12 protein-coding genes and 1 riboswitch are annotated in these 13872 nt (G+C 73.2%); of the genes, 8 read left to right on the top strand and 4 right to left on the bottom strand.

Translation table 11 applies throughout. The features are described 5' to 3' along the window. The coding region (locus tag MKK68_RS22950) for a cupin domain-containing protein (protein WP_244033023.1) at positions 1-503 on the top strand (503 nt) is incomplete at its 5' end. A 75-nt stretch (positions 504-578) separates the two neighbouring features. Here the strand turns inward: MKK68_RS22950 and MKK68_RS22945 are convergent. Then, positions 579-932 (bottom strand): hypothetical protein, encoded by a 354-nt coding sequence (locus tag MKK68_RS22945; RefSeq protein WP_147729975.1) that lies wholly within the window; start codon positions 930-932, stop codon positions 579-581. A gap of 361 nt (positions 933-1293) precedes the next feature. On the opposite strand from MKK68_RS22945, the gene MKK68_RS22940 reads away from it, so the two are divergent. From MKK68_RS22940 to MKK68_RS22910, 7 genes are all read left to right on the top strand, one after another. Next, complete coding sequence (locus MKK68_RS22940; RefSeq protein ID WP_244033022.1) at positions 1294-2448, top strand: DUF2778 domain-containing protein; 1155 nt, start codon at positions 1294-1296, stop codon at positions 2446-2448. 68 nt (positions 2449-2516) lie between these two features. After that, positions 2517-2731: riboswitch (cobalamin riboswitch) on the top strand. A 118-nt stretch (positions 2732-2849) separates the two neighbouring features. Further along, positions 2850-5003: a TonB-dependent receptor gene (locus MKK68_RS22935; RefSeq protein ID WP_409567303.1), complete on the top strand. Its 2154-nt coding sequence runs from the start codon at positions 2850-2852 to the stop codon at positions 5001-5003. A gap of 103 nt (positions 5004-5106) precedes the next feature. Next, positions 5107-5475: a hypothetical protein gene (locus MKK68_RS22930; protein ID WP_147862925.1), complete on the top strand. Its 369-nt coding sequence runs from the start codon at positions 5107-5109 to the stop codon at positions 5473-5475. A gap of 232 nt (positions 5476-5707) precedes the next feature. After that, positions 5708-6220 (top strand): copper chaperone PCu(A)C, encoded by a 513-nt coding sequence (locus MKK68_RS22925; RefSeq protein ID WP_147729784.1) that lies wholly within the window; start codon positions 5708-5710, stop codon positions 6218-6220. Further along, positions 6210-6827 (top strand): SCO family protein, encoded by a 618-nt coding sequence (locus MKK68_RS22920; RefSeq protein WP_147729783.1) that lies wholly within the window; start codon positions 6210-6212, stop codon positions 6825-6827. The genes MKK68_RS22925 and MKK68_RS22920 overlap by 11 nt, the downstream gene beginning before the upstream one ends. After that, a complete protein-coding gene (locus MKK68_RS22915; protein ID WP_244033021.1) occupies positions 6824-7192 on the top strand; it encodes a DUF2946 family protein in 369 nt (122 codons plus the stop codon). Before MKK68_RS22920 ends, MKK68_RS22915 begins: the two co-directional genes overlap by 4 nt. A gap of 64 nt (positions 7193-7256) precedes the next feature. Next, the gene (locus MKK68_RS22910; protein WP_244033020.1) at positions 7257-9587 is read left to right on the top strand and encodes a TonB-dependent receptor family protein; all 2331 of its coding nucleotides are present in this window, start codon (positions 7257-7259) and stop codon (positions 9585-9587) included. Between the two features lie 122 nt (positions 9588-9709). Here the strand turns inward: MKK68_RS22910 and MKK68_RS22905 are convergent, their stop codons facing one another. The 3 genes from MKK68_RS22905 to MKK68_RS22895 all read right to left on the bottom strand — a co-directional run bounded on the left by MKK68_RS22905 (position 9710) and on the right by MKK68_RS22895 (position 13846). Beyond that, positions 9710-10291 carry a peptidase S14 gene (locus MKK68_RS22905; protein WP_147728117.1) on the bottom strand — a complete coding sequence of 194 codons (582 nt, stop codon included), beginning with the start codon at positions 10289-10291 and terminating at the stop codon, positions 9710-9712. A 112-nt stretch (positions 10292-10403) separates the two neighbouring features. Further along, a complete protein-coding gene (locus MKK68_RS22900; protein WP_147728118.1) occupies positions 10404-11114 on the bottom strand; it encodes a response regulator in 711 nt (236 codons plus the stop codon). Then, on the bottom strand, positions 11111-13846 hold the full coding sequence (locus MKK68_RS22895; RefSeq protein ID WP_244033019.1) for a sensor histidine kinase: 2736 nt from the start codon (positions 13844-13846) through the stop codon (positions 11111-11113). The genes MKK68_RS22900 and MKK68_RS22895 overlap by 4 nt, the downstream gene beginning before the upstream one ends. Between the last annotated feature and the right edge of the window lie 26 nt (positions 13847-13872).

Below are 13872 nucleotides of genomic sequence, written 5' to 3'. Positions count from 1 at the left end.
TGGTGCACAGCGAGGGCGAGGGGCTGACCACGGTGGTCGGCCTCGACGACGTGGTGGTGGTGGCGACCCCCGACGCGGTGCTGGTCGCCTCGAAGGCGCAGTCGGGCCGGGTCAAGGAGCTGGTCGGGGTGCTGCGGGCCCAGGCCCATCCGGAGGCCGACGCGCACCGGCGGATGTACCGGCCCTGGGGCTGGTACCAGCGCGTCGACATCGGCGAGCGCTTCCAGGTCAAGCGCATCATGGTGACGCCGGGCGGGCGCCTGTCGCTGCAGAAGCACCATCACCGCGCCGAGCACTGGGTGGTGGTGAAGGGCACGGCGGAGGTGACGCTGGGCGAGCGCCTGGTCCTCGTGCACGAGAACGAGGCGGTGTACCTGCCGATCGGCTCGCTGCACCGCCTGACCAATCCCGGCAGGATCCCGCTCGAGCTGATCGAGGTCCAGGTCGGCTCCTATACCGGCGAGGACGACATCATCCGCGTCGAGGATGTCTACGGGCGGTGACGCGCCGGCGCGCCCGGCAGATGCATCCGATCCTCTGAACGACCCGGCCGCCGTCGGCGCGGGAATTGCCGGCGCTCAGTTGCGCAGCATCGCGATCCAGGACGAGACCGGGTCGACGACGTAGGCGGCGACCGAGGCCGCCCAGGCGCGGGCACGGGCCGGCAGCGAGCGGGCATCGCGTCCGGCCTCGACGTCGCGGGCGGCCATCAGCGCCGCGACGACGGCGTCCTCGCGCTCCTTGCATTCGTCGAGGGCGTTGCGCTGCGAGCCGGCGCGCCCCTGGGCCGGCGGCTGGTGCGCATAGGCTTCCCGCACGCAGTCGCGCCACGCCTGCTCCAGCGCCGCCGGGTCGGCCGCCCGCGGCGCCTGCGCAGCCGCGCAGGGCAGGGCGTTCAGGGACAGGAGGACAGCGAGGACGGGCATCCGCATGTGCGACGGTATCGCCGATTCGGGGCCGGCTCGGCAAGAACGAAGCGGCAACACGTTCGCGTGCCTGCGCATGCCCCCGCTTATCCCCGCGCCGCGCGGGTCGAGCGGGTCGAGCGAGACGCTGCCGATCATCGCCGCGCCGGCGCACGGGTCTCGCGGGTTTTCGCGCGCGATCCGCACGCGTCGGCCGGCGGCTTAGGGGCGGATTAACCAAACGCGCGCCCAATACGGATCAGTCGCAGTTCTCTCGATCCCCGCACGGCCGACCCCATCGGCCGGCCCGCCGCCCGCCGATCCGTCGCGGGCGCGGGCCGGACGCTGCGCGGCTGCGGGCACCGGGTCGCCTTCGAGTCGAGTCCGCATGCCTCATCACCCGCGCTCCTCCTGCGGCCTCACGCGTCCCGCCCGCCGCCGGCGGGCACGCCGCCACCCGATCCTTCGCAACACGCTCGCCGCCCTGCTCTGCCTCGTCACCCTCGAGGGCGTGCCGCCGGGCGGCGGGACCGAGCCGGTGCCGCAGGTCGCGAGGCTCCAGGCCCGCAGCACCGGGTCGACCGCCCTCGCGGCCCTGTTCGATCCCCGGCCGATGCTGGGCCCGGAGGCCGGCGCGGACCGTCAGGGCGCGCCCCTCGGCGCCGCGCTCACCCCGCCGGAGCCGCGTTTCGCCCCGCCGGTCGCGACGCTCGCGGCCGCCGAGCCGCGTTCGACGGAGGCCGCGCCCCCGGCGGAGACCGGCCGGCAGGCCCAGGTCGTGGAGCAGGTGCGGGCCCTGCGGGCAAGCCGGGTCTTACGGGACACGCAGGTCCTGCGGGTTACCCAGGTCCTGCGGGACACCGAGGTCGTGCGGCAGGCCCAGATCGTGCCGCTGCCGGTCGCCCGCCCGGCGGACCTGATCGCCGTCCCCGTGCCGCAGCGCCTCGCCCTGCGCCGCGCCCCGCGCCGGGTGCCCGAGGCGGTGCCGGCGCCCACCGCCGAGACGCCGTCGTTCTTCGAGGAGCTGTTCGCCGCGCGGAAGGACCCGGGCCCGGCTTTGGCCTACGCCGCCCTCGAGAGCCCCGGGCTGGAGCGGTCGCGCGGCCGCCTGTTCCCCAGCCCCGACGCGGGCGCCGGCACGGCGATCTACGACATCACCGCCCGCACCGTCCGCCTGCCGAACGGCGAGGTGCTGGAAGCCCATTCCGGCCTCGGCGCCAGCATGGACCATCCCGACTTCGTGCACCTGCGCATGCGCGGCTCGACCCCGCCGGGCACCTACGACCTCACCGAGCGCGAGGCTTTGTTCCACGGCGTGCGGGCGATCCGCCTCAACCCGGTGGGCGGCGCCGCCGCGATCCACGGCCGCGACGGGCTGCTGGCCCACACCTACATGCTCGGGCCGAGCGGCGCCTCGAACGGCTGCGTGTCCTTCCGCAACTACGACCGCTTCCTGCAGGCGTTCCTGCGCGGCGAGATCCGCCGCCTCGTCGTGGTGACCGGCCGCGGCGACGGCCCGGCCCGCTTCGCCGCGAGCCGCTGACGCCGTCACCGATCGGCCACACCCGGCGACGGCGTCCGAAAGCCGGATTGACGGGCCGGCGCCGCCCGACGCAACCTGCACGCGACGGTTCCTCATCGAGGATCAAAAGGGAACGCGGTGAGGGGAGGGCCCGACGAGGCCTTGCCCGAAGCCGCGGCTGCCCCCGCAACTGTAAGCGGCGAGCCTTCCACCACTGGACGTCACTGGATGCGCCGCATCCGGGAAGACGGTGGCGGGCGATGACCCGCGAGCCAGGAGACCTGCCGTCAGTCGTGGTCACACGCGAAGCGCGTCGGGCGGGGTGTTCCGGCGGGTGTCGAAGCCCCCGGCCGTCCGACGGACGGAGCGGTGGATCGGCCTCGTTCGCGGTGACGTGCCACGTCCGCGTCGCCCGAGGTCCCGTGTCCGCGTCCCAGTCCCCGCCCGTCTTCCGAACGCCAACCCTGCTCGCTCTCGCCTGCGCCGCCGCCCTCTCGGGCCCGGCCGCGCTGGCGCGCCCCGCCGCCGGGGAGGCCGAGGCGAACCTCGCCGAGATCTCCGTGACGGCCGACGATCCCAGGCCCGCCGCCGGGGCTGCGGCGAGCGCCGGCTACGTCGGCGGCACCATCGGCGCCGGCGGGGCGCTTCGGACGGTGGATGCGGCGAGCGCCGGCATCGTTTCCGGCGCCGAGATCAACAGCCGCCCGATCACGCGGCCGGGCGAGGTGCTCGAATCCGTGCCCGGCCTGATCGTCACCCAGCATTCGGGGGAGGGCAAGGCCAACCAGTTCTTCCTGCGCGGCTTCAACCTCGACCACGGCACCGACATCGCGATCGAGGTCGACGGGATGCCGGTGAACATGCGCACGCACGCGCACGGCCAGGGCTACGCCGACATCAACTTCCTGATCCCCGAGCTCGTCGGCGCGGTGGCGTTCCACAAGGGGCCGTACTTCGTCCGCGACGGCGACTTCGCCTCGGCCGGCTCGGTACGGATCGACTACCTCGACACCGTCGCCAAGAACGTCGCGCTGACCTCGTTCGGCAGCTTCGGCTACGCGCGGGCGCTGACCATCGCCTCGGCCCCCCTCGGCCAGGGCAACCTGCTCGTGGCGGGCGAGGCGCAGGTCTACGACGGCCCGTGGGACGTGCCGGACGCGCTGCGCAAGGTGAACGGCGTGGTGCGCTACAGCCAGGGCACGGCGCTCGACGGGTTCTCGGTCACCGGCATGGCCTATGCCAGCCGCTGGACCGCGACCAACCAGATCGCGTCGCGCGCGGTGTCGGAGGGGATCATCGGCCGCTTCGGCACCCTGAACCCGACCGACGGCGGCGACAGCAGCCGGTTCTCGCTCTCGGGCCGCTGGAGCATGACCGACGACACCGGCGTCACGCGGGCCTCGGCCTACGTCATCCGCTCGCAGCTCAACCTGTTCAACGACTTCACCTACTTCCTCAACGATCCGGTCAACGGAGACCAGTTCCACCAGCTCGACCAGCGCATCCTCGGCGGCGGCGAGGTGAGCCACGTCTTCCAGGGCGACCTGTTCGGGCATCCGATGGAGAACGAGATCGGGGTGCAGACCCGCACCGACGCGATCCGCGTCGGGCTGTTCAACACCGCGAACCGCCAGTTCCGCACGGGCGTCCTCGACGACCGGGTGCTGGAGGCGAGCGGGGCGTTCTACGTCGACAACCGCGTGCGCTGGACCGACTGGCTGCGCACCAGCGTCGGCTTCCGGGCCGACGCCTACTACGGCGACGTGGTCTCCGACACGGCGGCCAATTCCGGCAAGGCACGGGACGGCATCGCCAACCCGAAGCTCGGGCTGGTGCTGGGGCCGTGGTTCGACACCGAGCTCTACGTGAACTACGGCGGCGGCTTCCACTCGAACGACGTGCGCGGCGTGACCGCGACGGTCGACCCGGCGAGCCCCCTGTTCAACATCGCGCGCTCGCCCTTCCTCGTGCCCTCGACCGGCTACGAGGTCGGCATCCGCAACCGCTCGATCGCCGGGCTGGAGACGGCATTGGCCCTGTTCCGCCTCGATTTCGCGTCGGAGAACCTGTTCCAGGGCGACACCGGCACGACGGAGCCGAGCCGGCCGAGCCGCCGCTTCGGCATCGAGTGGACCAACCGCTACGCGGTGACGCCGTGGCTGAGGCTGGAGGGGGACCTCACCGTCACCAATACCCGCTTCTCCGACGTCGACCCGGTCGGCAACCGCATCCCCGAGGCGCCGACCACGATCGCGTCGGCCGGGTTCACCTTCGGCGAGGGCCTCGGCTGGTTCGGCGCGATGCGGCTGCGCTACTTCGGCCCGCGCCCGCTGATCGAGGACAATTCCGTGCGCTCGAAGCCGACGGCGCTGCTCAACGGCCGCGTCGGCTACAATTTCGACAACGGCCTCAGCCTGTCGCTCGACGTGCTGAACCTGACCAACGCCAAGTCGGACCAGATCACCTACTACTACGTCTCGCGCCTGCCGGGCGAACCGGCCGACGGCGTCGCCGACCGGCACTTCCACCCGGTCGAGCCCACCGCCGTGCGGCTGACGCTGGCCGGGCGGTTCTGAGCGGCGGCCCTCGATCCGAGCGGCAGGCCCGGCGAAAACGGCCTCGCACGGTTCTGCCGCATTGACGGGGCGGCGGCCGGCGCCCTAGGCGTGGGGCATGCGCATGTGGCGGCCAGATTGGCGGGTCTGCCGCGCGGTCATCGCCGTGACCGCGCTCTACGCGCTCGCCCTGCAGGCCGTCCTCGGCGGGATGACGGGCGTGCGCACCCTCGACCCGGCGCACGCGCTCTGCCTGCAGGAATCCGGCGCGGACGGGCAGGGCCCGGCCGACGCGCCCCATCACGGCGACCACCTGGCATGCTGCACGGCCGCGCAGGCGATGCCGATGGCGGACGTGCCGGTTCCGGCGGCCGTCGCGGTCGCCCGGTCCGCTCCCCCGGCCGTCGACGTTCCGTGGCGTCCCGTCCTCGCCGCCGCCGCCCGCGCTCCGCCGGGCATCGGCGCCGGCGCACGCGCCCCACCCGCCGCCTGATCCACCGCCCGGCCGCCGCCCAGCCGGAACGCGGCGTCGCGCCCTGCCTCACGGTTGCGCGCTGAAAGCCGTGCTCCGGGAAGGCCTCGGCCCGCATCGACCGATGCAGCCTGCCGCATCGCCGTCGCTCGGCCCCTCGCGATCGCGCGAGCCGGCATGCCCGGGACGCCGTCCCCCAACCGCCCGGCCGCCCGCGGCCGCGACCGACACCGCCCCCTTCAGGAGAGTTGCCATGTCCAAGCTGTTCCGTCGCCGCGCGACCGGCTCCCTCGTCGCCCTCGCGCTGCTCGCGGTCCCGGCCGGCGCCCACGAGTACAAGGCCGGCGCGCTCGCGATCGCCCATCCCTGGACGCGGGCGACCCCGAACGGCGCCAAGGTCGGCGGCGGCTACCTCAGCGTCACCAACACCGGCACCGCGCCGGACACGCTGCTCGGCGCCACGGTGACCGGGGCGGACCACGTCGAGATCCATTCGATGACGATGGACGGCACCGTGATGAAGATGGCTCCGGTCCCGGGCGGCCTGGTCATCGCCCCCGGCGCCACGGTGACGCTCGCGCCCGGCGGCTACCACATGATGTTCGTCGACCTGACGGCGCCCCTGAAGAAGGGCGAGCGCGTCAAGGGCACGCTGCGGTTCGAGAAGGCGGGGACCGTCCCGGTCGAGTTCGCGGTCGAGGCGATCGGCGCGAAGGCCCCCGAGGGCGCGCAAGGGGCGGCCGGCGGCCACGATCATGCCCATTGATCCGCCGCCCGTCACGCCGGCCCAGCGCCGGGCGGGCTACGGCATCCTCGCGGCGGTGCTCGTCGGCATCCTCGGCATCGCCGGGGGCGTCGTGGCGATGCTGCCGCGCGGGCCCGCCAAGCCGGCGATGTCGGTGGTCGGCGGCCCGTTCCGGCTGCAATCGTCCAAGGGCGGGATCCTCGATTCGGCGACGCTGGCCGGCCGGCCCTTCCTGGTGTTCTTCGGGTTCACCCGCTGCCCGAACGTCTGCCCGACGACGCTGGCCGACCTCTCCAACCTGATCGACGACCTGCACAAGGCCGGCGGCGACATCGGCGCCTACTACATCACCCTCGATCCCGAGCGCGACGACGCCGCGGTGCTGCGCGACTACATGGGCTCGTTCAGCGATTCGATCACGGGGCTGACCGGGACCCGCGAGGAGATCGACCGGGTGGCGCGGTCCTACCGCGTCTTCTCCAAGAAGGTCCCGCTGCCGGGGGGCGACTACACCCTGGAGCACACGCTGATGGTCTACCTGATGGACCGGAACGGCGGCTTCGTCGGCCCGCTCGATCTCGCGGCCGGGCACGGGCTCGCCCTCCGGCAGATCCAGGCCGTCCTGTGACGGGTCGGGCGAAGCGCGTCGGCGCCCTCGGCACCGCGCTGATCCTGCTGGCGATCTGGGCGCAGTCGATCGTGCCGCTCGCCGCCCTGCGGATGGCGCCCGACGCCGCGTCGCTCGGCCTGTCGGCGATCTGCGGCCATGCCGGCGCAGCCGACGCCGCGGGGGAGCCGGCTCCGCTCGTTCCCGGCTGCCACGCCTGCCCGCTCTGCGCCGTGGGGCTCGCCGCGCCGGTCGTCGCCGCACCGCAGCCGGCGGCGCGGGTCCTGCGCTGGTCGCCCGTCGCCTGGCCGACCCCGCCGCCCGCCCGCACCCCGCATCGCCCCCGGATCGCCGGCCGGCCGAGGGCACCGCCGACCCTGCTCTGATCGAATCGCGAACCTCTTCCGGCGGGCCGATCCCGCCTGCCTCCCGATCAGACGAGCCCGCCCGATGCCCTTCCTGCCCAAGCTCCGGCTGCGCGCCGGCCTCCTCCTCCTGTCCGCCAGCCCGCTCGCCGTCGCGCAGGCGCAGGCACAGGCGCAGGCACAGGCACAGGAGAGCGTCACGCTCTCCGAGCTCTCGGTGGTCGGCGAGCGCGACGGGCCGGCACCGGCGGCCGGCATTCCCTTCGGCGTCGCCGCGCCGCAGGGCTCGGCGCCCAGCGTCATCGAGCATCCGGTCGGGCAGGTCGTGACCGGGATCGGGCGGCGCGACACGATCGAGAACCGGCCGGCGACGAGCCTCGGCGCGGTGCCCGCCAACAGCCCCGGCGTCACCGTGCGCCAGGGCAACGGCGGGCGCGACGTGATCATCTCGATCCGCGGCAACAACGCCCGCTCCACCGGCGTGATCAAGAACACGGTGGTGCTGGAGGACGGCTTCGTCCTGACCCAGCCCGACGGCGCCGCGCGCTTCGACCTCTCCGACCCGCGGGCCTATTCCCGCATCGACGTGTTCCGCGGGCCGCAATCGGCCCTGTTCGGCAACTACGCCACGGGCGGCGCGCTGGCCTTCCGCACCCGCACCGGCCGCGAGATCGACGGCTACGAGATCGGCACCGATGCCGGCAGCTTCGGCTATCTCAGCACCTCCTTCACGGTCGGCGGCGTCAGCGGCCCGCTCGAGATCAGCCTGTTCTCCAGCGACGTGCGCGCCAACGGCTACCAGGACCATTCGTCCTACGACACGCAGACCATCGACCTGCTGGCGAGCTACACCCCGACGCCGGACAACCGCTTCACCCTCAAGGTGATCAACAACGACCTGCACGCGGACCTCGCCGCCCGGTCGTCGCTGGCCGAGTTCCGCACCAACCCCTATCAGCGCGGCTGCGCGGCGGCGGCGACCGCGGCGGCGGGCTGCTCGCTCACCAACCTCTTCGTCAACGGCGCCTACGGCCGAAGGGTCGGCGTCACCGCCGAGGAGGCCGGCTTCGAGCGCAAGGACCGGCGCACGATCGTGGCGGCGCGCTACGAGCACGACATCGACGCCCAGACCACCTGGCGCACGCAACTCGGCTTCGACGAGCGCAATTTCAACCAGCCGTTCTACGCGACCGCGTCACGGGGCTCGTACCCGTCCTGGAACTTTCTCACCGACCTCACCCGGCGCTACGACCTGTTCGGCCTGCCGGCGGTCGGCTACGTGGCTTTGGCCTACAGCACCATCGACAACCGGATCTCGACCTACAACCGCGCGCCCTACGGCGGCCCGCGGCTGGGCGCGCTGATCGGCGACCAGGAAACGGTGCAGTCGAACCTCGGCGGCCGCGCCCGCACCGAGGTCGCGCTCTCCGAGCAGTGGACGGGCGTCGTCGGCATCGGCGCCGAGACCACGTCGATCACCGGGCGCAGCCTCGCCTACGCCTACGCGGCCGCGGGCGCGACCACGACGATCGCGGACGCGAACCGCACCTTCCTCAACGTCGCCCCGGAACTGGCGCTGGTCTACCGCCCGGGCGCCGAATGGGCGTTCCGCGGCCGCGTCGCCACCGGCTACACCACGCCGGCGGCGAGCAACCTGTTCGTGACCTCGGCGGGCCTGCCCGGCAACAACACCGGGCTGCAGACCCAGGAGAACCTCGGCTTCGACCTCGGCACCGACTGGACGCCGGTCGAGGGGCTGCGCCTCAGCGTCACCGGCTTCTACGAGATCTTCCGCAACGAGCTCGTCTCGCAATCGCCCGGGGCCGGCCTGCAGAGCTACACCTTCAACGCCCCGGCCTCGGAGCACCGCGGCCTCGAGGTCGGCGCCGACTGGGCCTTCGCGCCGGGCTGGCGCATCGTCGCCGCCTACACCTTCGACGACCAGGTCTACAGCCGCTACGTCGAGCAGCTCAGCGCCGGAGCGCTGACCCGCCGCCTCGACCGCGCCGGCAACCGCATCCCGGGGGTGCCGGCCAACCAGCTGCTCGCCCGCGTCGGCTACGACGTCCCGGCCGGGCCGCTCGCCGGGCTCGGCGCCTTCGTCGAGACCGTGTTCCAGGACGATTTCTACCTCGACAACGCCAACCAGCTGAAGGCGCCGGGCTACGCGATCGTCAACGCCAACGTCCACTACGCGACGGAACTCCCCGGCGGCTACGCCAAGCGCCTCACGCTCTACGCCGAGGTGCGCAACCTGTTCGACACGGTCTACGCCGCCTCGGCCCAGAACCTCGCCAACACGATCAGCGCGGCGACCGGGCTGCAGAACGGCGCGGGCGTGCTCGCCGGCACCACCGGCTCGATCTATGCCGGCGCCCCGCGCAACCTCGTCGCCGGGATGAAGCTGGCGTTCTGATGCCGACCCTCGGTGAGCCCGGCTCATCGAGGGTCGGCCCCCGCGACCGCCGGGCGGCGGTCGTCCGCCGGACCTCATGGGTTCTCACCTACGAGGCTTGGCCTGAAGACTCGGCATGAGCCTCAGATCACCGCCTCGATCAGGCCGAGGGTGCGGGCCTCCTCGGCCTCGATGTACCAATTGTAGGGAGCCCGCTCGATCACCTGGTCGAGGGTCACGCTCGAGCCCTCGACGAGGTTGGCGAAGCCCTCGTTCTGGATCGCGATCGAGCACTCGATCTCGTGGAGCGTCGCCTTCACCGTGGCGATGCAGGTGGTTAGCGGACCGTTGATCCGGAGCTCCTTGGCGAGCTTGCGCTCGTGGATCATCAGCCGCGTGCCGGGGGTGAGGTAGCGGTTCTGCCGGGTGAAGAAGCTCATGAAGGTGGTGCCGGCGGAGTAGATCGCCGCCTTGCCGAGGAAGGCGTAGCGGCATTGCGGGTTCATCGCGCTCTTGAAGCGGATGTCCTCGCCCATCATCCGCGCGACCTCCGGGTCGCCGCCGAGCGTGGTCAGCTCGACGACGACCAGCCCCTCGCACGGGGCCTTTCCGATCTGGGCCCGGAAGTCCCGGTACATGTCGTAATCCACCGTGCCGGCGAGCAGGACGGTCGGAGCCGCGAAGTCGGCGGCTTTCAGGGTCGTATCCGGGGTCGTGGTGTTCATGGGGCGGGGCGGCCTTGCGATGCGGACGGGTTTGCGATCCGAACGGGATCGCGGCCTGCACAACCCGCGCCGGACCTGTTCGTTCAGGAAAAGATCCGCATCGGGGACGCCGTCAGCGCGACAGCCCGTCGTCGGGCGCGCGCAGGCGGTAGCCGACGCCGGTCTCGGTGAGCAGCAGGCGCGGGCGCTCGGGATCGGCCTCCAGCTTCTGCCGGAGCTGGCGCATGTAGACCCGGAGGTATTGCGGGTCGGACGAGGCCGAGACCGCGCCCATCAGCTGGGCGTGGGTCAGCACCTTGCCGGCATGCTGCACCAGCACCCGCAGGAAGTCGTACTCGCGCGGCGTCAGCTTCACCTCGCGCCCCTCCACCCGGACGATGCGGCGCACGAGGTCGACGCTCAGGGGCCCGACCTGGAACAGCGGGCGCTGCCCTTCCGTCGCGAGCTGGTGGCGGAGCGCCGTGCGGATGCGGGCCAGCAGCTCGCCCATGCCGAAGGGCTTGGTGACGTAGTCGTCGGCCCCGAGGTCGAGCGCCTCGACCTTGCCGGTCTCGTCGTCGCGGCTCGACAGCACCACCACCGGCAGGGCGGGATGCGCCGCGCGGATCCGGGCGAGGAGGTCGTGCCCGCGCATGTCGGGCAGCCCGAGATCGAGGATCACGAGGTCCACCGTCTCGTGGCCGGACGCCTTGCGGCCCAGGGTCTCCAGGGCGGTGCGGCCGTCGGGCGCCTCCAGCACGGCGTAGCCCTGGGTCCCGAGCCCGGTGCGCAGCAGCCGCCGGATCGGCGGCTCGTCGTCGACGACGAGGATGTGCAGGGTCATGCCGCCCGATCCGAGGCGGTCCGCGCGGGCTCGGCGGGGACCGGCAGGGTGATGGTGAACACCGCGCCGGAGCGGTCGCGGCGGTTGGCGCCGACGACCGTGCCGGCCATCGCCTCGATGAAGCCGCGGGAGATCGGCAGGCCGAGGCCGGTTCCGGCCCGCACGCTGTCGGCCTTGGCGACGCGGTAGAACGTGTCGAACACCCGTTCCAGGTCGGCCTCCGGCAGGCCGCCGCCCTCGTCGAGGATCTCGATCCGCACCCGCATCCCGTCCCTCCGGCCGCGCAGGCGGATGGTCGACCCCTCGGGGGCGTACTTGCCGGCGTTGTCGAGGAGGTTGACCAGCACCTGCTCGAACAGCACCGGATCGAGCCGCAGCGGCGGCAGGCCGGGCGCGATCTCCACCACGACGCGGTGGCCGGACAGGATCGCCTCCAGGCGGCGCAAGGCCGTGTCGGCGATCTCGGCGACGTCGTGCAGCGCGACGTTGGGCACCACCGCGCCGGCCTCCAGGCGGGTCATGTCGAGGAGGTTGGCGATGAAGCGGTTGAGGCGCTCGGATTCCGCGATGACGGTCGCGAGGAGATCCGCCTTCGCGGGGGCGTCGAGGGCGTCGTCGAGGTCGCGCAGCGTCGTGGCCGCGCCGAGCACGGCGGCGAGCGGCGTGCGCAGGTCGTGCGAGATCGAGGTGAGCAGCGCCTGGCGCAGGCGGTCGGTCTCGGCCGCGCGCTCGGCCCGGTCGAGGTCCTCGACGAGGCGGACGCGCTCGATGGCCAGCGCGCCCTGGTCGGAGAGCGCGTCGAGGAGGCGCCGGCTCTCCGGCGAGAGGATCGGCCCGGCCCGGTCGGCGTCGAGGCCGATGACGCCGAGCGTCCCCCGGCCGGTCCGCATCGGCAGGAACAGGCGCTTGGCGCCGGGTAGGGTGTCGGCGCCGCGGCCCGCCGCCCGGTCGTTGTCGAAGGCCCACTTGGCGGCGGCGAGGTCGGCCGCGTCGAGGGTGTCCTCCGGCGGGTAGCCGGCGCGCACCGCGATCGCGCCGGCCTCGGGCAGGAGCAGCACGACGCGGACGTCGAGGCTCGCGGCGATCTGGTAGGCGGTCGCCCACAGCACGTCGTCGAGGGTGCCGCAGCCGGCGAGCTTGCGGCTGAAGCCGTAGAGCCGCTCGCTCGCCACGGCCCGCGCCCGCGAGACCACCGCCTCCTGGCGGGTGCGCGCGGCGAGGTTCGAGACCAGCACGGCGACCAGCGTGAACAGGCAGAAGGCGGCGACGTTGGTCGGGTCGGCGATGGTGAAGGTGTAGAGCGGCGGCAGGAAGAAGAAGTTGTAGGCGAGCGAGGCCGCCACCACGGCGGCGAGCGAGGGCCCGAGGCCGAAGCGCACCGCCACGGCGACCACGGCGGTGAGCAGGACGAGGTCGGCGTTCTCGACGCCGAGCATCGGCTGCAGCGCGAGCGCGATCCCGAGGGCGCCCCCGACGGCCGCGAGCGCGACCGCGTAGGGCCAGGCCGAGCGGGACGGCTCCGCGGCCGTGCGCACGCTCTTCGGCCCGGCCGCGTCCCCGCCCTGCGCCTCCCCACTCTGCGCCTCGCCCGCGATGACGTGGACGCTGATCTGCCCTGAGCCGCGCACGAGGTCGTGCACCACCGAGCCGTTCAGGATCTCGAACAGCCGCGAGCGCTCGGACTTGCCCACCACGACGTGGTTGGCGTTGGCGCTCCGCGCATAGGCCAGGATGTCGTCGGCGATCCGCCGCGAGCCCGGCACGGTCGCCGCCTCGCCGCCGAGCCGGTCGGCCAGCCGCAAGGTGTCGGCGATGCGGTCGCGGGCGGCCTCCGACAGCGCCTGCGCCCGCGGCCCCTCGACCGAGAGCGCGGTCCAGGGCGCGTGCAGGCGGTCGGCCAGGCGCTTGGCGTAGCGCACCAGCCCGGCCGCGCGCGGATCCTCGCTGACGCAGACCAGCACCCGCTCGCCCGCGCCCCAGGGCCCGGGGATGGCGTTGGCCCGCATGTGGCTCAGGAGTTCGTCGTCGACCCGGTCGGCGGTGCGGCGGAGCGCCAGCTCGCGCAAGGCCGTGAGGTTGCCGCGGGAAAAGTAGTGCCGCAGCGCGCGGGCGGCGTTGCGGGGCAGGTAGACCTTGCCGTCCTCGAGACGCCGGATCAGGTCGTCGGGGTTGAGGTCGATCACCTCGATGTCGTCGGCCCGGTCGAGGATGCCGTCGGGCACGGTCTCGCGCACCCGGATGCGGGTGATCTGGACGACGACGTCGTTCAGGCTCTCGACGTGCTGGATGTTGAGGGTGGTGTCGACGTCGATGCCGGCGTCGAGCAATTCCTCGACGTCCTGGTAGCGCTTCGGATGGCGCGAGCCCGGCGCGTTGGTGTGGGCGAGCTCGTCGACCAGCGCCAGGGCCGGGCGCCGGGCCAGCAGCGCGTCGAGATCCATCTCGTCGAGGCGGGTGCCCTTGTAGGCGACGGCGCGGCGCGGGACGACCTCCAGCCCGGCGACGAGGCTTTCGGTCTCCGCGCGGCCATGGGTCTCGACCACGCCGACCACCACGTCGAGGCTGGCGCGGGCCTTGGCCTGGGCCGTGGTCAGCATCTCGTAGGTCTTGCCGACCCCCGGCGCGGCGCCGAGGAAAATCTTCAGCCGGCCGCGCGACCGGCTTTCGCGGCGCGCGGCTTCGAGCAGCGCGTCGGGGGAGGGGCGGGACGGGTCTCGGCTCGGCTCGGGCATCGGGGGCGCATCCTACCCGCAACGGG

Origin of the sequence: Methylobacterium sp. E-016, from assembly GCF_022829745.1 — a bacterium.
Lineage (GTDB): Bacteria > Pseudomonadota > Alphaproteobacteria > Rhizobiales > Beijerinckiaceae > Methylobacterium.
The sequence above is the reverse complement of the archived record's forward strand: the minus strand, read 5'-3'. Positions and strand labels throughout refer to the sequence as shown.

What these genes read in the sequence shown, in the direction of transcription:
- MKK68_RS22900 (WP_147728118.1), bottom strand. Translation starts at nt 11,114, where the DNA reads ATGACCCTGCACATCCTCGTCGTCGACGACGAGCCGCCGATCCGGCGG.
- MKK68_RS22940 (WP_244033022.1), top strand. Translation starts at nt 1,294, where the DNA reads ATGCCTCATCACCCGCGCTCCTCCTGCGGCCTCACGCGTCCCGCCCGC.
- MKK68_RS22945 (WP_147729975.1), bottom strand. Translation starts at nt 932, where the DNA reads ATGCGGATGCCCGTCCTCGCTGTCCTCCTGTCCCTGAACGCCCTGCCC.
- MKK68_RS22895 (WP_244033019.1), bottom strand. Translation starts at nt 13,846, where the DNA reads ATGCCCGAGCCGAGCCGAGACCCGTCCCGCCCCTCCCCCGACGCGCTG.
- MKK68_RS22910 (WP_244033020.1), top strand. Translation starts at nt 7,257, where the DNA reads ATGCCCTTCCTGCCCAAGCTCCGGCTGCGCGCCGGCCTCCTCCTCCTG.
- MKK68_RS22930 (WP_147862925.1), top strand. Translation starts at nt 5,107, where the DNA reads ATGTGGCGGCCAGATTGGCGGGTCTGCCGCGCGGTCATCGCCGTGACC.
- MKK68_RS22905 (WP_147728117.1), bottom strand. Translation starts at nt 10,291, where the DNA reads ATGAACACCACGACCCCGGATACGACCCTGAAAGCCGCCGACTTCGCG.
- MKK68_RS22920 (WP_147729783.1), top strand. Translation starts at nt 6,210, where the DNA reads ATGCCCATTGATCCGCCGCCCGTCACGCCGGCCCAGCGCCGGGCGGGC.
- MKK68_RS22925 (WP_147729784.1), top strand. Translation starts at nt 5,708, where the DNA reads ATGTCCAAGCTGTTCCGTCGCCGCGCGACCGGCTCCCTCGTCGCCCTC.